Source organism: Mycobacterium sp. E2238 (assembly GCF_001672665.1).
Taxonomy (GTDB): Bacteria; Actinomycetota; Actinomycetes; order Mycobacteriales; family Mycobacteriaceae; genus Mycobacterium.
In genome coordinates, this window is record NZ_LZKF01000033.1 from 17,914 (window position 1) to 40,318 (window position 22,405).

The following is a 22,405-nucleotide window of genomic DNA, read 5'->3' on the forward strand; positions in this document are numbered from 1 at the left end:
CTGCCCTATGAGGACAGCCTGCGCAACCTGGGCGCGAGGTCCTTTTCGAACAGCTCCAGGAAGCGACGCTGGTCGTGGCCGGGCGCGTGGAACACCAAGTGGTTCAGGCCCCACCCGACGTACTGGGCCACCTTCTCGACGGCCTCGTCGGGGTCCGACGCCACGATCCAGCGCTTGGCGACCTGTTCGATGGGCAGCGCGTCGGCCGCCTTTTCCATCTCGATCGGGTCGTCGATGCTGTGCTTCTGCTCGGCGGTCAACGACAGCGGCGCCCAGAACCGGGTGTTCTCCAGCGCCAGTTCGGGGTCCGGGTCGTAGGAGATCTTGATCTCGATCATCTTGTCGACGTCGTCGACGTTGCGCTCCGCCGCGGCCGCGCCTTCCTTGACCGCCGGGATCAGCTTGTCCTTGTACAGCTCTTCGCCCTTGCCCGACGTGCAGATGAAGCCGTCGCCGGCGCGGCCGGCGTACTTGGCGACCGCCGGGCCGCCGGCGGCGATGTAGATGGGCACGCCACCGTCGGGCACGTCGTAGATCGAGGCGCCCTTGAGCCGGTAGTACTCGCCGTCGAAGTCGACGCGGTCACCGCGCCACAACTCCCGCATCAACCGCACCGATTCGCGCAGCCGGGCGAAGCGCTCCTTGAACTCCGGCCAGTCACCCTCGTAGCCGGTGGCTATCTCGTTCAACGCCTCTCCGGTGCCGACGCCCAGGAAGATCCGGTTCGGGTACAGGCAGGCCATGGTGGCGAACGCCTGCGCGATCACCGCGGGGTTGTACCGGAACGTCGGGGTGAGCACGGAAGTGCCCAGCACGATCCGTTCCGTGCGCTCCCCGACCGCCGTCATCCAGGCCAGCGAGAACGGGGCGTGCCCGCCCTCGTGCCGCCACGGCTGGAAATGGTCGCTGACGGTCGCGCTGTCCATGCCGTGACCCTCGGCGGCGACGGCCAGTTCGACGAGCTCACGCGGTGCGAATTGTTCGGCGGACGCTTTGTATCCAAGTTTCAGTTCAGCCACCCGTTATTTCTACTCCTCGGGCGGTCGCTCCTAAACTCGCGGGCATGGGACCGGCACCGACTCTCGTTCAAGTCACCGACACGGTTCACCTCGCTCAGGGCCACGCCGTGAACTGGACGGTGGTCGCCGACGACACCGGGGTGATGCTGATCGACGCCGGCTATCCCGGGGATCGCGACGACGTGCTGGCCTCGCTGCGGCAGCTGGGCTACGAGGCCGGCGACGTGCGGGCCATCCTGCTGACGCACGCGCACATCGACCACCTGGGCTCGGCGATCTGGTTCGCCGACACCTACGGCACGAGTGTGTATTGCCACGCGGACGAAGTGGGGCACGCCAAGCGCGAGTACCTGGAGCAGGTCTCGATTTTCGATGTGGCGATTCGCATTTGGCGTCCCCGGTGGGCGGTATGGGGCCTGCACGTGGTGCGCAGCGGCGGCCTGATCCGCGACGGCATCCCGTCCACCCGGCCGCTGACCACCGAGGTGGCCGCCGGTCTGCCGGGGCGCCCGATGGCCATTCCGACCCCGGGACACACCGGCGGGCATTGCTCGTATCTGGTCGACGGGGTGCTGGCCAGCGGCGACGCGCTGATCACCGGCCATCCGTTGCTGCGTCGCGGCGGGCCGCAGCTGCTGCCGGCGGTGTTCAGCCACAATCAGGACGATTGCGTCCGCAGCCTGGCCGCGCTGGCCCTGCTGGAGACCGAGACGCTGGCGCCCGGCCACGGCGACCTGTGGCGCGGTCCGATCCGCGAAGCCACCGACCGGGCGATGGCGCTCGCCCGCGGGGGATGAGGTGGAAGTCCGCTGGCTCGCCATGGGCGAGGACGACCTGCCCGCCGGTGAACACTGGCTGGCGCCGGCGGAGACGGCCAGCCTGGCCGCGCTGCGGTTTACCAAGCGGCGCACCGAATATCTGCTGCGGCGGCTGGTCGCCAAGCACGCCGTCGCCGCCGTGACCGGCCGGCCCACCGACCCGGCGGCGCTCGCCGGCATCGAGATCCGCAACGCGCCCAGCGGCGCCCCGTACGTGTGCGTCGAGGGAACCACGCTCGGGGTGGAGGTGTCGATCACCGACCGCGCGGGCTGGGCGGTCTGCGTGGCGCGACAGGGGGACTGCGCGGAGTCGCCTGTTGGCTGCGACCTGGAGCTGGTGGAGCCCCGCACACCCGGCTTCGTGCTCGACTTTTTCACCGCGACCGAGCAAGAACTCGTTGCCTCGCGCCCCGCCGGTGAGGACCGCGACATGGCCGCGAACCTGATCTGGTCCGCGAAAGAAAGTGCGCTCAAGGTGTTGCGCACCGGACTGCGCCGGGACACCCGCTCCCTGGAGGTGGCGCTGGCGGCTCCGCGCGGTGACGGCTGGGGCGAGCTGACGGTGGGCGCGGCCGAGGGGACGGTGTTTCCCGGCTGGTGGCGGCGAGACGGTCGCTTCGTCCTCACGGTGGCCACGGAAGTGGCGGCCGAACCGCCTGTCGCCCTTGGCGATCCCGGCGCGCTGGCGGCGGCCCAGCCGCGGCATTCGTGGCTCGACCGGCCGCTACACCGTTGACATGCCCCGGTCGAGGGCGTCGACGAGGTAGGGCCGCAGCCCCTGGGCGGTGATGATGTGGTTGACCGAGCCGACCGCCAGCGCCCGCTCCACCGTGTGCACGCGATCGAACTCGTCGGCCACTTGGCTGAGCTTCTCGGCGTGCACCGCCGCCCTGAGCTCGGCGAGCTGGGCCCGCGCGCTCGCGGCGTCGGAACCCGTTGCGTCGCGCGCCGTTTCGGTTGCCTGGCGGACCCGGGGATCGGAATCGGTGCGCGCCTCCACGTCCCGGACGAAGACGGTGGCGGCGGCCGGCGCACCGCCGATCACCGAGGCGAACGAGCCCTCGACGGCGGCGATCTCGAGCCGGTCGTTGAGTTTCGTCGAGAACACCACGAAGGCGCCGCCGTGGTAGCGGGAGACCACGACGAAGACGATCGGGCCGTGGAAATTCGTTACCGCGCGGCCAATTTCGGCCCCATACTCCAGCTGCCAGCGGCGCATGGACTCCGGTGAACCGTCGAAACCGGACAGGTTCGCCAGCACGACGACCGGGCGGTTGCCGCTGGCCGCGTTGATCGCGCGTGCGAGCTTGCGGGACGACTGGGGAAACAGCGTCCCCGACGACCACGAGGTGGGGCCGCCCGCCGGCACGAATCCGCGGCGGGGCACGGTGTGCGACTCGATTCCGAGCAGGCACACCGGAATTCCGCCGATGTGGGCGTCCCACACGATCGCGGTCTCGGCGCCGCGCCAGTGGCTCCAGCGTTCCAGCGGCGCGGAGTCGGCGTCGGCCGCGGCCCGCATCACCGAGCGCATGTCGAACGGCTTCTTCCGCTCCGGATTGTGTTCGGCGGAGAAGATTTCGCCGACCGTTGCCATGTCGCACCCGGAGTGCGGCGCGGACCGCACGTCACGGTCCACCGGGTCGGTGGTGGTGCGCCGGCGCGGCCACCGCTCGCCCGGCGGCACGTAGGTGTACTCGTAATGGCGCAGCAGGGTGTCGCAGGCGTCGGTCAGCGTCGGAGCCCAATACTGCCCCTGGCCGTTGGGCCCCATGATCCGGTCGAACCCGCCGATACCGAAGTTGTCTTCGGCGGACACCCCGCCGGAAAAGTCGAGTGCCTGTTTGCCGGTCAGCACCATCGCACTGGCCGGCGTCATCACCAGGATGCCCCGCGTGTGCATCAGCATCGTCGACTCGCCGTTCCAGTACGGCTGGGCGCCCACATTCACCCCGGTGACAACGACGTTCACCTCGCCGCCGGCCTGGGTGAACTCGATGAGGCGGCGCAGCACCGCGGCAATCCAGTCCATGTTCTCCGTGCCGCTGTCCATCGCGATCTTCGCCCCCGACGACAGCGCGAACCACTCGACCGGCACCCGCATCCGCTCGGCCAGATCCAGCGCCGCGATGATGCGCCGGCATTCCGGCTCGGCCAGGTTGCCCAGCCCGCGGGTCGGATCACCGAACAGCGCGACCCGGGTCATGCCCTCCGGGACCTTCTCGGTTTCGTTGCTGAGCAGGCCGACCACGATGTTGGCGCTGTTGTTCCCGTATGCCCGCGACACCGGCGCCAGGCCGCCCTGCTCGTCGAGGTCGTGCTCGACGAACCGCCCGGCGGGAAACCGGGATACGGCCCCGGGCGGAGGGGTGAGCATCCGCACGATCTCGTACGGATACGGGGCACCAAAGCGGTTGGCGCGCAATAGCTTCTGCTGGTACGCCGTCAACGGGCGGACGGGCTGCTTGTCCGGCGGGCGTTCGCGTATCGTCATGCCCCCGTCTAAGCCCTCCAGGTCGAGCACGGCATCGCGACCGTCGGGATAGCGCACGCGCAGCACCACCTTCTCCAGCCCGGCGCCGACCGCGAGCGGTGCCAACGAACCGGCGAGTTCGTCCCACTCCGCCCGGGAAACCTCCCACGGGGGCCGCACGTAGAGCACCATCCGGTTGGCGGCCGGCCGGTTGCGCGCATCGAATGTGGTCAGCGCCTCCTGCATGGCCGACAGTGCCAGCAGACCCATCAGCTCCAGGCGCGGGTATCGCACCGCGCCGCCCGCGGCCCGTACCGGCGTCAGGTCGCGCACTTCTGCGAGCGCGAAAAGGCGGTGATCGCTGGGATTGTCGTGTGCCACCGCGTGGAACACGTACACGTCTTCGGCCGAGCGCAGCCGCCGCAGTTCGAAGTTCGCCAGCCGCCACAACTCGAGCCGCTTGGCCAACATCGGATGCAGATTGCGATAAAGCGCGTCTTCGACGAATTGCCCGTCCCGTTGCCGGTAGGTCACGTGGTGGGTGCGGAAGCGCTCCGGCGCGGTCCCGTCGAGGGTTGTCACGGTCAGATCCAGGCGCCACAGCAGGCGGCCGAAATGGCATCCGGCGAGCAGTTTTTCGGCTTCCGCGATTACCGTGTCGATTTCCGCCGTCTCGCCGTGCCGCCAGAGCTCCAGATCCACCACGACCTGCCGATCGGCGTCGGCCGACCGCAACTGCCCGGCGATCGCCGCGGACAGTTCGGGCAGCTCCGCCCAGGGCGCGTACGCGGTGACCAGGTGAATGCGCTTGTTCTCGAAGTCGTAGTCGGCGCTGCCCAGCATCCATCCGTCATGCTCACCGACCGCCACGTGGCGCAGTCTCCGGATTCGGTAGAACCGGCGGATGTACACCTCCGCCAACACCCGGTGCAGCCCCGGGTCGCGGCTGGAACGCCATCGCCCCAGCAGCTCGGCGCGCAGCGGCTGTGGGCATGCGACGAGGCGGTCGATCCGGCGGGACCGGCCCGCACCGTCGGGATCGTTCCGCAGCGCATCGAGATCGCGCTGCACGCGGGAGTATTCGTGGGTGACGGTCGCCGCCAGCAGCGGCTCGTCGAAGTAATGGAACCGCACATCGCGGGCCAGGTCCGCGACGTTGCGCTGGCGACCCTGCATGGCCGCGAGCCGGTCAAGCCGGGACCGCATCTCGGGGTCGGCCACCTTTGCCAGCTCGGCGCGGTGGCGGAGCCGGCGCTCGAGGATCGCGGTCACCGCGGAAGCCAGCTCGCCGACCCGGCGGAATGAGCGGAACATCCAGACGACGGCTTCCTCGAGTTCGGGCGTGCGTTCGAGCCCACGCACCCCGTACCGGGACAGCGCGCGCTCCAGCCGGCGCCGATACGAGTCGGGCAGTCCGGCCCGGTCCGCGTCCAGCCACTGCAGGAACGACAGCAGGTACTCCCGGGTGCTGCCGTCGACGAGCGCCTCCTCCGGCTCGACCTCGCCGCGCGGCCGGTACAGCGAACCGACGTCGGTGAACAGGTCCAGCAGACTGTCCTCGCAGCGCAGCAGGTCGGGGTCGGTGGGCGTCGCGATCTCGCCCAGCCGGCGCTGCCGGGTCAGCATGGCCTGAACCGAGGTGGGATCGAGGTCGTAGCCGAGCAGATAGGAGCGCAGCGCGCCGTACACGCGCTCGCACGCCGGCGTTCCGGGCGCCTCCGCGACGCGCAGGCCGGTGAAGTCGACGGCGGCCGCGCCGACGCGCTGACGGGTGTCGGACGTCGCGATGCGGACCACCGGCGCTCCCGCTTCCACCTGAACGTTCGCACCGGCTTCGACCGAGGCGACGGTGCCCGCGAACGGCGCCGTGAGAGTGGTTTCCATCTTCATGCTCTCCAGCACGGCGAGCCGGTCGCCCTCGACGACCTGATCACCGGGCTCGACGAGGACCGAGACCACGAACGCCGGCCCGGGGCTGCGGACCAGGCCCCCGTCGTCGCGCGACACCGTGTGCGCGACGCCGTCGATGTCGACGCGCAGGGTGGCGCCTTCCACTACCGACAGCACCCGGTGCGCCGCGCCGCCGACCACCACCCGCCGCTCGTATCCGTCGCGGTCGGAGACCGTGACGTCCGCGGTGCCGGCGCCGGTGACGCGGTAGGTACGGACACCGGTGCGGTAGACGTCCACGATGTATCGCTGGCCCCGGTACCGCAGGCGGCATCGGTGTCCGACCTCTGCCGAGGTTTCGGCGCCGCCGCGGGCGGCGCGGGCGTGGAACGCGGCCCGCTCGGCGGCCTCGTCAAGGTCGTACGACTCCACGGCGGCGACCAGCAGGGCGACCGGGTCCGGGGCGGGCAGGTGCGCCGCCTCCCCGGTCAGCCGATCCAGCCAGTGGTTGTCGAAGCGCCCGTCGCGCACCTCCGGCCGGTTGAGCAGGCTCAGCAGGAACGAGCGGTTGGTGGTGCCGCCTTCGACGACGATGGTGGTGTCGAGCAGGGCGCGGCGCAGCCGGGCGAGGGCCTCGGTGCGGTCATTTCCCCAGGCGACGATCTTGGCGATCATCGAGTCGAAGTCGGGCGGGATCCGGTCCCCTTCGCGTACGCCCGCGTCGACGCGGATGCCGTTGCCGGTCGGCAGGCGCAGGCAGGTCAACCGGCCCGGCGCGGGGGTGAACGTCTCCTCGGGATCCTCGGCGCATACCCGGGCCTCGATCGCATGCCCCGACACCTGCGGCGGCGCGCCGACCAGCCGCCCGCCCCGGGCCACGTGGAGCTGCAGCTTCACCAGGTCCAGCCCGGTGGTTACCTCGGTCACCGGGTGCTCGACCTGTAGCCGGGTGTTGACCTCCATGAACAGGAAGTTCCCGGTGTCCGGGTCGACCAGGAACTCGACCGTGCCGGCGTTGCGGTAGCCCGCCGCGGCGGCCAGGCGTACCGCCGCTTCGCGGATGGCCCGCTCCCCGGCGGCGTCGAGCACCGTTGAGGCCGATTCCTCCAGCACCTTCTGGTGGCGCCGCTGCAAGGTGCAGTCGCGAACGCCTGCCGCCCACACGGTGCCGTAGTGGTCGGCGATCACCTGCACTTCGACGTGCCGGGCGGCGGGCACGAGCTTCTCCAAAAACACCGTCGGGTCTCCGAAGGCCAGCTGCGCCTCGGCCCGCGCCGAGGGCAACGCCGCGGCGAGTTCGGCGGCGCTGTAAACCGTTCGGATCCCGCGGCCGCCTCCCCCGGCGGCCGCCTTGACCAGCAGCGGATAGCCGAGCCTGGCTGCGAGGGCGCCGGCGTCGGCCACGTCGTCGACCGGCCCACCGCTCCAGCACACCACCGGGACGTCCACCTGCTCGGCGAGCCGTTTGGCGGCCACCTTGTCCCCGAGCCGCCGGATGGTGGCGCTGCCCGGCCCGACGAAGACGATGCCGGCCTCCTCACACGCCTGCGCGAAAGACGCGTGCTCGGCCAGGAATCCCCACCCGACCCACACGGCGTCGGCCGCACACTCGCGCAGCGCCGCCATCACCGCCGGCTGGTCGAGGTAACGCGACCGGCGGGTGCCGTCGGCCGGGTCGGCGAAGGTCGCGGTTCCCAGCAGCACGGCCTCGTCGGCCTGGCGCACGTACCAGGCGTCGGCGTCGGCGTCCGTGTAGAACACGATGGTCCGGATGGGCGGCTGGTCGCCGGCCTGGTTGAGCTCGGCCACCGCGGTCAGCGCGCGCACCGCGGGTTCACCGCGGTTGACGATCGCCAGCCGGCGAATCTCGGTGTCCATGGCGATACGTCCCCTCAGCCGCGCATGACGGAGCGGATCGGGGCGACGACCTCCGCGGACGGTGGCTGCGGCAGCGGCACGGTGCGGTACCCGTCGACCCGCAGCACGGGTCTGCCTTCGTCGTCGCGGACGGTGCAGACGAAACCGCCGCGTCCGTCCGGCCTTGCGGTGGCCACGAGCCCGGCCCGTTCGGTCGGGGTCCCGTTCAGGTGCACCGCGTCGACATGCAGCGGCAGGGCGAGGACGCCCTGGGTGCCGGCCTCGAACAGGCCGACGGTCTGGAAGCAGAGCTCGACCAGTCGCGGCCCGATGAGCACCGGCTCGTCGGTTTGCGGCGGCAGTCCGTCGGCGAATCGGGCGGCCGCGCCGTCGTCGCACCTCCACGCCGAACCGACCACCCGATAGGCCGGGCCGTGGAAGTACAGCCGGTAGACCTGCTCCGGACTCAGCGCGGGCACCTCGCCGCCGAGATCGGCGCCGCCCTCGGCGAGGGTGGGCGGCTCGGCCGTCAGCCGCACCGAGCCGGTGAAGTGGACGGTGCGCTGCGGCTGGTCGCTGCCGGGCAGCGTGCGCTCCGCGGACAGGCGGCATTCGGCGACGAGGTCGTCGCCGTCGGGGCGGACCAGGGCCGTCACCGTCAGAGTGCGCGGCTCGTCCCGATAGAACTTGAGCGGCGCCCGGAAGTCGACGTTCTCGACGGCGGCCACGTGCAGATCGGGCGCCAACAGCCGGGCGGCTTCGGCGAACGTCTCCATGCCCATCACGCCGGGCAGCACCGGCGTGCCCTCGATGCGGTGGTGATCCAGGAACGGCCGGGTGGCCGGGTCGAGGGTGGTGTGCAGCACCAACCCGTCGTGCACACCGGCGCGGACGACCTCGCCGATCATCGGCCCGTCCGCCGTCAGCGAAGCCGGGTCGACGCCGCCGGTTTCGTGCGGTTCGGCGGTGAGCGCGCCGAGCGCCCCGGCGACGACGACCTCGCCGTCGGTCAGGCCGGCGTTCAGTTCGCGCCTGATCCACGCCACACCCGCCTCGGGGGCCAGCATCTCGACCCCGGCCGCCGCCATGATCGTCGGGATCGATCCGCGGGTGGCCATGCCGATGCCACCCCAGGCGGTCCAGTCGATCGCCAGCGTCCTTACCTCTGGACGGGTGCGACGCAGGTTGCTCAGGATCTTGCACTGCAGGTCGTTGGCGGCGCTGTAGTCGGTCTGGCCCATGTTGCCGAACCGGCCGGCGACCGAACTGAACGCCACGACGGCGCCCAGCGGAAGGTCACCGGCGGCATGCAGCACGTTGAACAATCCGTCACCCTTGACCCCGAGCACCAGGTCGAACTCGGCGGGCTCCTTGTCCGGCAGCCCGTGGCTGACCTCTACCCCGGCGGCGTGCAGCAGCACGTCGATGCGCCCGCTGGTCTCCCGCACCTGCGCCAGCACTTTGTCCACCGCGGCCGCGTCGGTGAGGTCGACGCTGTGGTAGCGCGCCGAACCGCCGGCGGCCTCGACGGCTCGGATGGCGGCCAGCGCGGCCTGCCGGCGCTCCAGGCGGGCCAATTCCCGCTCGATCAGGACCGGTGTCGGGCGCTCGCCCCTCGCGCGCATCCGATCCGCCAGTTCGACCTTGAAGCCGTCGCGGTCTTCGGCGTACCGCCGCAGGTCGGGGTCGGCCGGGTCGGGTTCCGGCGTGAGGTCCAGCAGGTGGAAGGTGCCCCGCCAGGCCGCGGCGAGGTCGGCGATGATCGCCGACACGATGCTGCCGGCGGCCCCGGTGACGAGGAAGACCGGGTCGGGGCCGAAAGCCTCGCTGGCCTCGGCGGAAAACGGTCGCTCCGCCAGGCCGACGCCCCAGCGGCGGCCATCGGCGTGACCGACCTCGACACAACCGGGATCGCGGAGCGTCTCGTCGATCAGCGCGTCGGCCAGCGCCGCGGTCTTACGGTTGACCGGGAAGTCGACCGCCTTGACCAGCGCCTCGGGGCGCTCACGCCGGTACGCCTTGGCGAACCCGGTGACCGCTCCGCCCAGGGGGCAGGTCGCCCCGGTCGCGTCGTAGCCGTGGTATCCGCCCAGCCGCGTGGCCACGACAAGGAACGGGCTGTGCTCGTACAGGTGCCGCATGGTGGTGTAAAGGTTGCGCACCCGGCGCCGCAGCGCTTCGTGCCAGCCGGCGAGGTCCAAGCGCTCCAGCGGGCCCTCGTCGTCGAGGGCCGCCAGCCAGTAGACGCCGTCGACGGCGTCGCTCAGAACGGTGCTGACGTCGTCGTCGGGCCGCAGCGTCACCACATCGACGCCGAGCCGGGTCAGCCGGGCGATCAGCGCATCCGCGACGCCGCCTTCGTCGCCCATGACGGCAACGCGCGTGCCTTGGCCGAGCGTGACACCGGTGGGCAGGCAGGCCGCGAGCTCTGGCCGCAGCGCGGGTACGGGCACCTGCCGGGTGATCCGGTCGGTGGCGGCGGTGTCGCCTGGGATGGTCGGCGGTGTTTCAGTGAGCGCTTTTGGGTGGGTCTCGGCCTCCGCCTTGTCGCGGATCCAGGCGATGACGTGATTCAGGGTGGGGAAGTCACGCAGCTTGAGGTTCTCATCGCGGGCCACCCCATAGTGCTCCCGAATCGCGGCGAAAATCTCGGCCTGCTTGACCGTGTCCACCCCCAGATCGGCCTCCAAATCCAGGTCCAGATCCAACAATTCACGCGGATAACCGGTCAGCTCGGCCACCGTACCCACCACCACATCGGTGACGTCGTCCACGGCAGGGGCGACCGCCGGTTCCGGCTCCGACACCACCGCCGGTTGCCGCGCCGGGGCGGCTGCCGGAGCGGCCGGTGGGGCCGGCGCCGGCGCTCCGGTGTCCACGATCCGCAGCCGGTGCTGCACGATCTCCAGGTCGGCGTCGGTCCTGCCCGACACCTGCGCGAGCCAGCGCTGCCAGGCGGCGCGGTCGATGATCCGGTACTCGTAACCGAGTTCGTCGGGCGGCCGGTGGCGGCCGTCGGGAACCGGGGTCCAGCGCATCAGCGTCATCGCGATCTGCGAACCGAACCCGGCGCCCAACCGGAGCGCGTATTGCACCGGATAGCTTCCACCCACCGAGAGATTCAGCCGGCCCAGCTCCGGGTCGGGCTCCTTGAAGTTCGGGACGGGGGGAACCAGACCGGTCTCCAGCGCCTTGATCGCCACGATGTCCTCGATGCCGGCGCCCATCGCGTGCCCGGTGAAACCCTTCGTGTTGGTGATGACCACGGCGTCCGCGTCGGATCCGAAAACCCTTCGCAGAGCGTTGATTTCGGCCGCGGCGCTGCCCCCGCGGGCTGGCGTGTACGTCTCGTGGGAGACGAACACGGTGTTGGGCGCGATGGCGTGGCGGTCCACGCCGCGAGCTTCGGCCTGGGCGACCAGGTGTTCCATCACGCCGCCGATGTGCTCGACGTCGAGCCTGGTGCCGTGGAAGGCGCTGTTGGCGGTGACGGTGCCGAGGACCTCGCAGATGGGTTGCAGCCCACGTTCGGCGGCGGACTCGGCGGACTCCACCACGAGGGCGGCGGCGCCCATGCCGAGGATCATTCCGTGCCGCCGACGGTCGAACGGGGTGGCGGCCTCCTCGACGATGTCGTCGGTGGCGGCGGCGCCCGACGCCAGGAATCCGGATCCCAGCCAGGGCAGCAGGGCGTCGGAGCTGGCGTCGTCGGCGGAGACGACGATCACCCGGCGGCAGCGCCCGACCCGGATCCAGTCCTCGGCGAGCGAGATCGCCTGCGTGGTGCTCGCGCACGCGGCATTGACCTGCGTGTTGGGCCCGCGCGCGCCGATGATCTCGGCGAACTGCGAATGGCCCATCGCCAGGCAGCGGAAGATGAACCGGCGGTCGAACTCATACCGGTTGGACTCGCACGCGTGACGCAACTCGTGGATGCGCCGGTCGACCTCCGTAGCGGCGGGGTCGTCGCCGCTCATCCGGGCGCGCACCGCCTCCAGTGCGAGCAGGTGCTCCCGGTTGCTCCGGTCGACGTAGTAGTGCTCGAGGTCGCGAGCGAAGTTGTCGTAACCCGGGAACGCGGAGGCGAAGATGACGCCGGTGTCGTCGCGCATCGAGTCGGGCAACCCCCACCGGTCGGGCAGCTGGGTGCCCAGCGTCGTGGTCTTGTAGCGCATGACCAGCGGAATTCCGGCGTCGCGCAGCGCGTCGAAGCCCGCCCCGATCGCCAGCTTGGTGGTCGAGTCGAGCGCGGCGTCGCGGGCGGTGTCGACCGCGAACTCGGCGACCACGTCCAGCGGTGCGCTGCGCCCGGCCAGCTTGATGACATCGGCCTCGTTGTCGATCGTCTCGAACGTGGGGTCGCCCGATTCCCGCTTCACCAGGCGGGTGATGTGCCGGTCGAGCATCGACCGGCGCAGCCGGTGCGGAATGGTGTCGATGAATTGTTGGCCGTCGAGGATCCGGGCGATGTTTTCGTCGTCGAAGACGCGCTCGACACCGGGCAGCCCAAGCGCCGCACCGGTGATCACCACCGGCTGTTCGCTGATCATCGCGGACCTCCCGCTGGGCATCGCGGCTTGCGGGGCGGTCGCCACGGCGGCGGTGTCGGTACCCGCCGCGGCGGGCGAGCCGAATCCCAGCCCGGCCGCGTAGAGCCCGCACAGCGCCCGGTTGAACGAGGCGACATCGCCGGCTTTCGGGTGATTGGTGAAGAGCGCCAACACATCTTCCCCGAGCACGTCTTCGACGAAGCCATGCAGCGCCTTCTTCGGGCCGACCTCGACGAAGACGCGGGCACCCGCCTCGTACAACGTGCGCAGTCCGTCGACGAACCGCACCGGCGAGGCCACCTGGCGGGTGAGCAGGTCCAGCATCGTGTCGAGGTCGGCGTCCGCCGGATAGAAGTCACCGGTCACGTTGGAGACCACGGGCAGCCGGGGCGCGCTCACGCCGAGCCGGCGCAGGACGGTCTTCAGTGGTTCGCTGACCGGCGCGACGATCGCGGTGTGGAACGCGTGGCTGACGGGGAGCCGCGAGGCGCTCATGCCCGCGGCCCGCAGTGCGGCGACGGCGCGCTCGACGGCGTCGGTGGCACCGCCGATGACGGCCTGATTGGTGCTGTTGATGTTGGCGATGACGACGTAGCCGTCGGTGGCCCCGACGAGCCGCTCGATCTCGGACAGCGGACCGGTCACGGCCGCCATCGCACCGTTGTCGGGACCGGGCAGGTCGGCCATCGCCCGTCCACGGACGCTGGCGGCTTCGAGCGCGGCGTCCAGCGACAGCGCGTCGGCGGCCATCAGGGCGCCGTATTCGCCCAGGCTGTGGCCGATCACCATGTCGGGCCGCACGCCGTAGGCATCGAGCAGCCGGGCCAGGGCCAGATCGGTGGCAAGGACGGCCGGCTGGGTGATCTCGGTTTGCATGAGCTGCTGCGAGAGTCGTTGCGCGGCAGCCTCATCGGTGCTGTCGGTGAAGATGTAGTCGGTGAGCGGCTTGTCCAGCAGGTGTCGCGTGACGCTGTCGGCTTCCTCGAACATCTCCCGCACGATCGGCTCTCGCGCGCGCAGGTCGGAAAGCATGTTGACGTACTGCGATCCCTGACCCGTGTAGAGGAACGCGACCTTGCCCGGTGCCCCGCGGCCGACGAAGACGCCCTGCGCGCGCAGCATCCGCCACACGGCGGGGTCGCCGTGACGCAGCGCGCCGGCCGCCTTCGCCGCCTTGGTCGCGAGGTCGGCCGCATCCGCGAAGTCGATGGCGACCCGAACGGGCGCGCCCGCCAGGGCGGGGTCCGGCGGGGCCACCGCGGGGACATCGCCGGCCGACGCCCGCTCGGCGAGCCGGTCCAGCTGTGCGGCCACACCGGCGTCCTCCGCGCCGCCGACCACCGCCGCGCCCCGCAGCGGCGCCTTTGCCTCGACCGGTGCGGCCTCCGCCGGGGCGGGTCGCTGCGCTATGGTCGCGCCCGGGTAGGAGCGGGCCTCCCCCGGCGGGCGATGCCGACCGGGCACGTACTCCTCGAGCACGGCGTGAAAGTTGGTGCCGCCGAACCCGAAGGAGCTGACCCCGGCGCACCGCACCCCGTTGGCCGGTGCCGGCCACTCGCTCAGTTCGGTGTTGACCCGGAACGGGATGTCGTTCCAGTCCACGTTGGGGTTCGGGTGCTCGAAGTGCAGGCTGGGCACCAGCAGCTTGTCGTGCAGGCTGAGCACCGTCTTGAACAGGCCCGCGGCACCGGCCGCGCCCTTGAGGTGGCCGATGTTGGACTTGACCGACCCCAGCGCGATCGAACCGGGCGTCGCGCCGGCCTTACCGAAAACGTCTGTGAGGCTGGCCAGTTCGGTCGCGTCGCCCACCCGGGTGGACGTCCCGTGCGCCTCGATGCAGGTGGCCGCCGCCGGATCGAGGCCGGACGCCGCCCAGGCGCGCTCCACCGCCAGCCGCTGGCCCACCGGGTTGGGGGCGGTGATGCCCTTGCCGCGACCGTCGCTGGAGCCGGCGATGCCGAGCAGCACCGCGTAGATCCGGTCGCCGTCGCGTTCGGCGTCGGACAGCCGCTTGAGGACGAACAGCGCGGCGCCCTCACCCATTACGAAGCCGTCCGCGCCCGCGTCAAATGGGCGGGTGCCGGTCGCCGACAGCGCGCCGATCTTGCAGAACTTCACGAACCCCGCCGGGTCCATGTTGCGGTCCAGGCCGCCGGTCACGGCGGCATCGAAGTCGCCGGCCTGCAATCCCCGCACGGCGGCCGACATCGCGGCCAGCCCCGAGGCGCACGCCGCGTCGGTGGTGAAGTTGGGGCCGCGGAAGTTGAACAGGTTCGCCACCCGGCCGGCTGCCACGTTCGCGAGCTCGCCGGGCATGGTGTCCTCGGTGATCTCGGAGATTCCACCCAGGAACGCGGCCCGGGTCTCGGCGAGCACGGCGTCGCGCACCGACTCGGGGAGTTGCGCGAATGACGGTGTAGCGCGGAGCTTTTGAATGACAGCGGGAAACTGGATTCGCAGGTTGGTCTGATGCTGCTTGTCGCCGCCGATGGCGCTGCCGATGATGACCGCGACCCGTTCGGGGTCCACGGTCCAGTCGGGCCACCCGGCTTCGAGCAGGGCGGAGCGGGCGGCCGCCACCACCCACTTCTGACCGTCGTCCATCTGCGCGCTGACCGCCGGCGGGATGGGCAGCCGCCACGCCAGCGGTTCCCACGTGAAGTCGCGGACCCAACCACCGATCCGGGAGTAGGTCTTGTCGGGAGCGTGTGGGTCGGGATCGTAATAGAGCTCCGGATCCCAGCGCTCGGGCGGCACGTCGCTGATGCTGTAGCGGCCGGCCTTGATGTTGGCCCAGAAGGTGGCGGCGTCGGGCGCGTCGGGCATGATCGCGCTGACGCCGACCACCGCGATCGGCTCCTGTGGCGTGGTCGTCATGATGTTCCGGCCTCTCTTCGATACAGCGCGTCCCCCACCCGGTCCATGTCATTCAGCAGGCCGGTCTGCGCGGCCCGCACCCGGTCCAGCGGCAGCGCGACGGCGAGGTCAGACCCCCCGGCGCCGGTCACCCACCGCAAGCCCTCCTCGGCGACCTTCAGCGCCGCGTCGCGCGCGAAAACGCGGCTGATGGCGGCCAGCGCGGCCGCGTCGAAGCGGGCGTCCGATTTCGCCGGCAACGCACCGGCCGCGGCCGCGGCCGCGCGGCGGGCCAGTGCGCCCGCGCATTCGGCGTAGCTGATCAGTTCACCCAGCCGCAACAGCACGTGCTGGCTGCGGGTCAACCGGCCGAGCCGGCACAATTCCAGCACGGCGCCAAGGCATTCCAGCGCCAGCGCCGCCGTGGGGCCGCCGCATTCGCCGGGGACATCGTCAAGTGTGCGCGCCGCGTCGCGGTAATGGGCGCCGGACGTCTTGAGGTGCTGCTGCCAGCGGCCTCGGGCGATCGTCATCTCCATGATCTCCGAGGTGCCCTCGTAGATCGTGGTGATCCGGACGTCGCGCTTGATCTTCTCCACCAGGTACGGCCGGGTGTAGCCGTATCCGCCGTGCGCCTGGATCGCCGCCTCGGCGGCCGCGTTACCGGCCTCGGTGGCCAGGTATTTGGCGATCGCGCCTTCGGTGTTGAGCGCGCCGCCGGCACCCTCGCCGCCGTCGATCCGGGCCGCGGTTTCCTCGATGAACGCGCGTGCCGCCTCCAGCCGCACCGCATGCGGCACGATCAGCTTGTGGGTGAACCCTTGCTTGTCCGACAGCGGTGCGCCGCCCTGCACCCGGTCGGCGGAGTAGGCGATCGCCCGGTCCAGGGCCGCCCAGCCGCCGCCGAGCCCGAATGCGGCAACCATCACCCGCGTGTAGCCGAAGACCTGCTGGGCCTGGGCGAGCCCGCGGCCCTCCTCGCGGCCCACCAATTGCTCCGCCGGGACCAGCACGTCATCGAGGAATAGCGCTGCGGTGTCGGACAACCGGATGCCGTGCTTGTCTTCCGGGGGTGCCGCCGAGAACCCGGGGGCGCCCTTCGTCACCACGAACCAGGACGGTCCGCCCGGCGCCAGGGCAAGAACCGAGTAGGCATCCGCGATGGAGCCGTTGCTGATCCATTGCTTGCGGCCATTGAGCCGGTAGGCCGTCACCTGACCGTCGGTCTCGACCGGTGTGGCCGTCGTGTTCATCGCCGCCAAATCGCTTCCCGCCTCGGGTTCCGTTGCGGCGTAAGCGAATAGGATTCCCTTTTCGGCGATGCGCCCGAGCCACTCCTTGCGCTGCTGTTCGGTCGCGCCCACGACGATCGGGTCGCTGCCGAGAAACGTGGCCAGTACCGCGGTGGCGACGCCGATGTCGAAGCGGGCGAGCCGTTCGCAGACCCGGTAGGAGTCGAACGCCCCGCCGCCGAATCCGCCGTACTCCTCAGGGATGAAGACGAGCTGCACGCCGAGGTCTTCACCGCACATCGCGCGGACGGTTTCTTCCGGGCAGACGTCGTCGTGGTCGAGGGCCAGCCGGCGCGTATCCGGCAGCGCCTCGGCGAGGAAATCATCGAGCGAGGTCAGCATCATTTCGAGGCTGTCGCGGTCCAGGCCGACGTCGGTGGTCATCGCCTTGCCCACCGACGCCGAGTGGCCATGACGGTCAGGCGCCACGTGCGGTACGCGGCGGACGACTCGGACCTATTCATCGAAATGTCCTCCCTGGCAGGCCGTGACTCCCCTTTCACCGCTGCTCTTAGTGATTCTTTGACCCCGCGGGTGCCGCGGGCGAGAGCCGAAAGTCCTATTGCCGCAGGAGACAAGGTCCTCGCTGGCCTGCATGAATTCGTTCTCGGCGGCATCGGTCAAGGTGTGCGTACACTCGGCGGGGAGTTCAGTCGGACGGGGGGTTTGGCGCGAAAGGGCGTGCATGACCGCCGTTGATAATGAAAGCCTTGCCTTTGCCGGGGTGGCGCGGCTGGCGCAAATGGTGCGCGATCGCGAGGTTTCACCGCGGGAGCTGCTGGATTTCCACCTCGAGCGGATCGCTCAACTCGACCCGGTCTTGAATGCATTCCGCGTCGTGCTCGCCGAGCAGGCGATGGCGGAAGCGGCGCAGGTCGAACGCCGGCTCGCCGCCGGCGAAGTGCTGCCGTTGGCGGGGGTGCCGATCGCGGTCAAGGACGACACGGATGTGGCGGGAGTGTCGTCGATGTGCGGCACCGCGATCGACACGGGGCCGGTCAGCCGCGACAGCGCCGCGGTGCGGCGCCTCCGGGAAGCCGGGGCGGTCATCATCGGCAAGACGAATCTGCCCGAGTTCGGCGCCGTCCCGATGTGCGAGTCCCCCACCTGGGGCGTGACCCGCAATCCGTGGCACCTGGGCCGGACCACCGGCGGTTCCAGCGGTGGTTCGGCGGCGGCGGTGGCGGCCGGCATGGTGCCCGGCGCGCTGGGCACCGACGGGGGCGGGTCGGTTCGTATCCCGGCCGCCTGCTGCGGGGTGGTCGGCCTGAAGGGTCAGCGCGGGTGGATCAGCACCAAGCAATCACCGGAGCGGGCCTACCGGTTCCACGGGCTGCATCACATCGGCGCGCTGGCCCGCAGCGTGGCCGATGCGGCGCTGCTGCACGACGCGATGGCCGGCTTGGAGCCCAACGACGAAATCGTCTCGGCGTTTCCGCCGCCGACCCTGATCGACGCGGTGTCGCGCGCACCGCGTCGGCTGCGGATCGCCATGTCCTTCAAACCGGTCATTCCCGTTCCGGTCAGCGACGACGTGCGCCGGCCGGTATTGGAGACCGCCGAGCTGCTGCGCTCGCTGGGCCACGAAGTCGTCGAGCGTGATCCGGTCTATCCGCCGGCCGCTGTCCTTTCGGTGTTCGCGCTGATGATGCACGGCCTCGCCGATGAAATCGAGCGGCTGCCCACGCCCGAGCTGCTGGAGCGGCGGATCCAGGCCGAGGGACGTACCGCCCGGCTGGTCCCCGACTGGTTGGCGCACCGGGCGCTGGCCGCCCGTGACCGGATGAGCGAGCGCGGGCTGCGGCCCGTCGCCGACTTCGACGTGCTGATGACGCCGGTGCTGGGTAAGCCGCCGGTGCCCGTCGGGCACCTCGAGGGCCTGGGGCCCACCCGCGCGATGGCGCGGGTGTTGGGCTTCATGCCGTTCACCCCGACGCAGAACTACACCGGGCAACCGGCCATGTCGGTCCCGGTCGGAATCTCGCCGCACGGCCTGCCCGAAGCGGTCCATCTGGTAGGGCGGCCCGATGACGGGCTGACCCTCATTTCGCTTGCCGCGCAACTGGAGTCGGCGCGCCCGTGGGCCCAGCACCGGCCGCCGGCCGCGCGGTATCGCACGCCTGCTTAGGGTTGGCTCCCCAAACATCGTGTGCCTGCGGGCTGCGCCGGCCTCATTTCCGTTGCGCCGCATTCGATTTGACCGGCGGAATGGCATGGCGAAAGGCGTCTTATCTCGCCGCTACTGAATTCTTAGATACTCCAGAGCCCCGTAGGAGGCTGGACCCCGAAACAGACGCTAGGCTGACATAATCATCGCCGGATTTATCGCGGTGTGTTCCCCTTGAAAGGTTATTCAGAATGGTCACGTTTTCGTGGACCAGATTGGCAGTTGCGACTGGTGGTCTGGCGTTATCCCTCACCACCGGAGCCGGCATCGCGGCCGCGGATCCCACTACCGCTCCCGACCCCGATCTGGAGCGGGTCATCAACTCGACCTGTACGTACGATCAGGCGACGGCCGCGCTCAACACGCAATTTCCCGACGATGCGGCGAAATTCAACGGATCGCCGATCGCTCAGGGCTTTTTGCACCAGTTCGTCGATGCGGGGCCGGACCAGCGCAGGCAATTGGCCGCGCAGATCCAGGGCATGCCCGACGCCCAGCCGTACCTCCAAACGATGAAGAACGTCGCGAAAATCTGCAATAAGTACTGAGCACCGGGCCCGGGCCGTGCCAGGCGGATTGGCCGGCCCGGGCCAGGTCGCCCCAAGGGCCTAAGGGCCTCCGAATTTGGGCCGATTGGCCGGTTGTCGAACGACGGGTGCGGAGTGAGGCTGTAGTTGGAACAAATCAACTACTGACCGAAAGAGGCGAGCTCCTTCAGATGCCGCCGGGGTCGGCATCGACGCCTCAGTAAAGGGGGGTACCAAATGTTCAAGCCGTCATTGGCCAAATTGGCCGTCGCAATTTGCGGATTGACATTGACCGCTGGAGTGGGAGTCGCATCCGCCGACCCCGACATCACCCCGGCCGTCAACAGCAGATGCAGTTACCAGCAGGTGGTTGCGGCGCTGAATGCGGAATTCCCGGGACCCGCGGCGCAATTCAACGGTTCCCCGGAGGCGCAGGCCTGGTTGCACGATCTCGTCGCCGCGCCGCGGCCCAAACGCCGGCAGATGCTGCAGGACATGGGGAACAACCCCGACGCCGCACCGTTCCACGGCATCGTCGTGCCGCTCGCCAATTCCTGCCCTAACTACTAACCATCCGTTGCGGGCTCGACGTTCTGGTTGAGGGCGAAGCGGTTATCCGGATCGAGCCGAGCCTTCAGCTTGGCAAGCCGGCGGTACGTGGCTTCACCGTAGCTGGCCCGAATGCGCAGCGCCCCTTCATCGCCCACGAAGTTGAGGTACACACCGGCCGGGCCGAGGGGGCGCAGCGTTTCGTACGCTTCATCGGTCCACGACCTGCACCGTTCGATGTCGGCGCGCTCGGTCCACGTGGTGATCAGGTGCACGATGTAGGGATAGTTGCGGGTCGAAAAGGCGGTCGCCTGCGGCGGAACGCGGCTCGGAACACCGCCGAGCCGGATCAGGTGCACATGGGTCTGCGGCGTGGGGCGGGTTCGCCCGAGCGCCGCGATCCGCCGAATCGCGTCGTCGGATAGCTCCGTGAGAAAAATCGACTTCCAGTAGTTCAGCCGCCCGAACGGGGCGGTGTGGTCGAGGGCCTGCTGCCAAGTGGGGTAGGCGATGTCGCGTTGCAGCGCCAGCACCGGTTCGGTTCTCAAACCGGCGACCCGCGCCAGCGCGCCGACGGCCGCCCGGCCGATCTCGTCGGGCCGTGTCGAGCAGCTCAGCATCGTGACCAGCCGGCGTCCCGAACCCTCATCGGTGCCGAAGTCGACGAGGGACGCGAGGTGGTCGTCGGCACTGTTCATCTGGGCGCGAAAGTGTTTCAGCACGGCCTCGGCGTCAGCGTCGTCGTAGGCCCGCATACCCCCGATGACCTGATCGACCGGGTGCAGGTCGAGCACGAAGTGTGCGACCACGCCGAAGTTGCCGCCGCCGCCCCGCAGCCCCCACAAGATCTCCGGGTTCTGTGCCGCACTGACATACAGCAACTCCCCGTCGGCCGGCACGAGCTCCGCTGCGGTCAAGTTGTCACAGGCCAGGCCGTATGCGCGGGACAACCAGCCGACCCCACCGCCGAGCGTGAACCCGCCCACGCCCGTCGTTGACACCACCCCGCCGGGGCAGGCCAGGCCGTGGCGGGCGGTGGCCCGGTCGATGTCGCGCCAGGTCGCGCCGGGCTGCACGACCGCGATCCGGTGCTCGGCGTCGACGACGACGCCGCGCATCAGGGCGAGGTCGATGAGGATGCCGCCATCGGTCGAGGAGTGTCCCGCGACGCTGTGCCCGCCGCACCGCACCGCGATCTCGGCTCCGGAGCCGACGGCGTACCGGACGGCGGCGACGATGTCCGCGCGGGAGCGGCAGCGCAGCGCGACGGCGGGCCGCTTGTCGATCAGGGCGTTGAAAAGCTGTCGCGCCGAGTCGTACTCGTCGCTGCCGGGGTGGACTATGTGGCCGGTGAAGCCGGGGATCGCGTCGACCGCGCGTGTCATCGCCGTATGCGCGGCCGCGTATCCGCGGCTTGTTCGGGCAGATAGTGGTTTTCCAGGTACCAGTCGTAGGCACTCTGGGCGGCCGCCCGAAACGGCGTATAGGGGACGCCCAACTCGGTGCGGGCCTTGCTGCCGTCGGCATAAATGTAAGCAGACGACAACCGCATCTGTTTTCCGCCGATGGGCAGACGAGGGCCCACCACGAAGCGGGCCGCGCCCACGGCCGCCGCCGCCACCGGTATGGTCCACCGCGGAAGAACGTGCCCCGGCCCGGGCTGGCCGGCTATGTCGCGGACGGTTGCGAAAGCCTCAGGGAAGCTGAGGTTTTCGCCGGCGAGGATGTAGTGCTCGCCGGCGTGTCCCCGCTCGGCAGCCGCGATGTGGCCCGCCACCACGTCACCGACCGCGACAAAGTTGGTGCCACCGGGTGTGGCGACCCGCAGCCCTCCGCGCGCGGCCTGGACGAACATCGCGCTCTCCGTGCGGTTGAGGTCGCCCGGCCCGATGACGACGGACGGATTGACCGCCACGGCCGCAAGGCCCGCGGCGGCCGCGAGGCGTAGCTCGGATTCGGCGAGGTGCTTGCTGTAGCCGTATGGGAATTGGCGCGGACGCAGGTTGAAGCTGTCGGACTCGGTGAGCAGGTGCCCCGGTTCCGGCACGCCGAGCGCGGCGAGGGAGCTGGTGAGGACAAACCGTTGCACACCCGCCCGCAGGGCGGCGGCCAGCATGTTGCGGGTGCCACCAATGTTGGTGCGGTAGAGGCGATTTTGCCCGCGGTAGCGCCAGTAGTCGGAGATCGCCGCCGTGTGGAACACCCAGTCGCAGCCGGCCATCGCGGCGGCGAGGGCGTCGACCTCGTCCAGCACGTCACCGACGCACGTCTCGCAGTCCACGCCGGCCAATGCCGCCAGCGAGGAGGTCGAACGCCGCAGCACGCGGACGGCGATCCCCCGTTCGACCAAGGCGGCCACCAGGTTCGACCCCACGAACCCGGTTCCTCCTGTGACGAATGCGCGCAT

11 protein-coding genes are annotated in these 22,405 nt (G+C 70.2%); 5 read left to right on the forward strand and 6 right to left on the reverse strand.

What is annotated here, in order from left to right:
• Positions 1-5 precede the first annotated feature (5 nt).
• Positions 6-1,019 carry a glucose-6-phosphate dehydrogenase (coenzyme-F420) gene (fgd, locus tag A5711_RS02835; RefSeq protein ID WP_067943872.1) on the reverse strand — a complete coding sequence of 338 codons (1,014 nt, stop codon included), beginning with the start codon at positions 1,017-1,019 and terminating at the stop codon, positions 6-8.
• A gap of 44 nt (positions 1,020-1,063) precedes the next feature.
• On the opposite strand from fgd, the gene A5711_RS02840 reads away from it, so the two are divergent.
• Positions 1,064-1,816 (forward strand): MBL fold metallo-hydrolase, encoded by a 753-nt coding sequence (locus tag A5711_RS02840; protein ID WP_067943874.1) that lies wholly within the window; start codon positions 1,064-1,066, stop codon positions 1,814-1,816.
• Position 1,817: 1 nt separating this feature from the next.
• Positions 1,818-2,573 (forward strand): 4'-phosphopantetheinyl transferase superfamily protein, encoded by a 756-nt coding sequence (locus A5711_RS02845; protein WP_067943876.1) that lies wholly within the window; start codon positions 1,818-1,820, stop codon positions 2,571-2,573.
• On the opposite strand, the gene A5711_RS02850 is transcribed toward A5711_RS02845, so the two are convergent.
• The 3 genes from A5711_RS02850 to A5711_RS02860 are packed head-to-tail and all read right to left on the reverse strand — an operon-like array spanning position 2,562 to position 17,184.
• Complete coding sequence (locus A5711_RS02850) at positions 2,562-8,078, reverse strand: carboxyl transferase domain-containing protein (protein WP_067943878.1); 5,517 nt, start codon at positions 8,076-8,078, stop codon at positions 2,562-2,564. The two genes, A5711_RS02845 and A5711_RS02850, sit on opposite strands and share 12 nt — an antisense overlap.
• A gap of 14 nt (positions 8,079-8,092) precedes the next feature.
• Positions 8,093-15,484, reverse strand: a complete 7,392-nt coding sequence (locus A5711_RS02855) for a type I polyketide synthase (protein ID WP_067943880.1) — start codon at positions 15,482-15,484, stop codon at positions 8,093-8,095.
• Positions 15,481-17,184 (reverse strand): acyl-CoA dehydrogenase family protein, encoded by a 1,704-nt coding sequence (locus tag A5711_RS02860; RefSeq protein ID WP_197520729.1) that lies wholly within the window; start codon positions 17,182-17,184, stop codon positions 15,481-15,483. Before A5711_RS02860 ends, A5711_RS02855 begins: the two co-directional genes overlap by 4 nt.
• Positions 17,185-17,440: 256 nt before the next feature.
• On the opposite strand from A5711_RS02860, the gene A5711_RS02865 reads away from it, so the two are divergent.
• The 3 genes from A5711_RS02865 (at position 17,441) to A5711_RS02875 (ending at position 20,019) form a co-directional block, all read left to right on the forward strand.
• Entirely contained in the window at positions 17,441-18,883 is a 1,443-nt protein-coding gene (locus A5711_RS02865) for an amidase family protein (protein WP_067943883.1), read from the forward strand.
• Between the two features lie 230 nt (positions 18,884-19,113).
• On the forward strand, positions 19,114-19,470 hold the full coding sequence (locus A5711_RS02870; protein ID WP_067943885.1) for a hemophore-related protein: 357 nt from the start codon (positions 19,114-19,116) through the stop codon (positions 19,468-19,470).
• A gap of 216 nt (positions 19,471-19,686) precedes the next feature.
• The gene (locus A5711_RS02875; protein ID WP_067943888.1) at positions 19,687-20,019 is read left to right on the forward strand and encodes a hemophore-related protein; all 333 of its coding nucleotides are present in this window, start codon (positions 19,687-19,689) and stop codon (positions 20,017-20,019) included.
• Here A5711_RS02875 and A5711_RS02880 read toward each other — a convergent pair.
• Complete coding sequence (locus tag A5711_RS02880) at positions 20,016-21,383, reverse strand: FAD-binding oxidoreductase (RefSeq protein ID WP_067943890.1); 1,368 nt, start codon at positions 21,381-21,383, stop codon at positions 20,016-20,018. The genes A5711_RS02875 and A5711_RS02880 overlap by 4 nt on opposite strands.
• Positions 21,380-22,405, reverse strand: coding sequence for an NAD-dependent epimerase/dehydratase family protein (locus A5711_RS02885; protein WP_067943892.1), 1,026 nt, complete (start codon positions 22,403-22,405; stop codon positions 21,380-21,382). Before A5711_RS02885 ends, A5711_RS02880 begins: the two co-directional genes overlap by 4 nt.

Coding starts and splice junctions, on each gene's coding strand:
- A5711_RS02875 (WP_067943888.1), top strand. CDS start 19,687: ATGTTCAAGCCGTCATTGGCCAAATTGGCCGTCGCAATTTGCGGATTG.
- A5711_RS02870 (WP_067943885.1), top strand. CDS start 19,114: ATGGTCACGTTTTCGTGGACCAGATTGGCAGTTGCGACTGGTGGTCTG.
- A5711_RS02840 (WP_067943874.1), top strand. CDS start 1,064: ATGGGACCGGCACCGACTCTCGTTCAAGTCACCGACACGGTTCACCTC.
- A5711_RS02880 (WP_067943890.1), bottom strand. CDS start 21,383: ATGACACGCGCGGTCGACGCGATCCCCGGCTTCACCGGCCACATAGTC.
- A5711_RS02855 (WP_067943880.1), bottom strand. CDS start 15,484: ATGACGACCACGCCACAGGAGCCGATCGCGGTGGTCGGCGTCAGCGCG.
- A5711_RS02850 (WP_067943878.1), bottom strand. CDS start 8,078: ATGGACACCGAGATTCGCCGGCTGGCGATCGTCAACCGCGGTGAACCC.
- A5711_RS02865 (WP_067943883.1), top strand. CDS start 17,441: ATGACCGCCGTTGATAATGAAAGCCTTGCCTTTGCCGGGGTGGCGCGG.
- A5711_RS02885 (WP_067943892.1), bottom strand. CDS start 22,405: ATGCGCGCATTCGTCACAGGAGGAACCGGGTTCGTGGGGTCGAACCTG.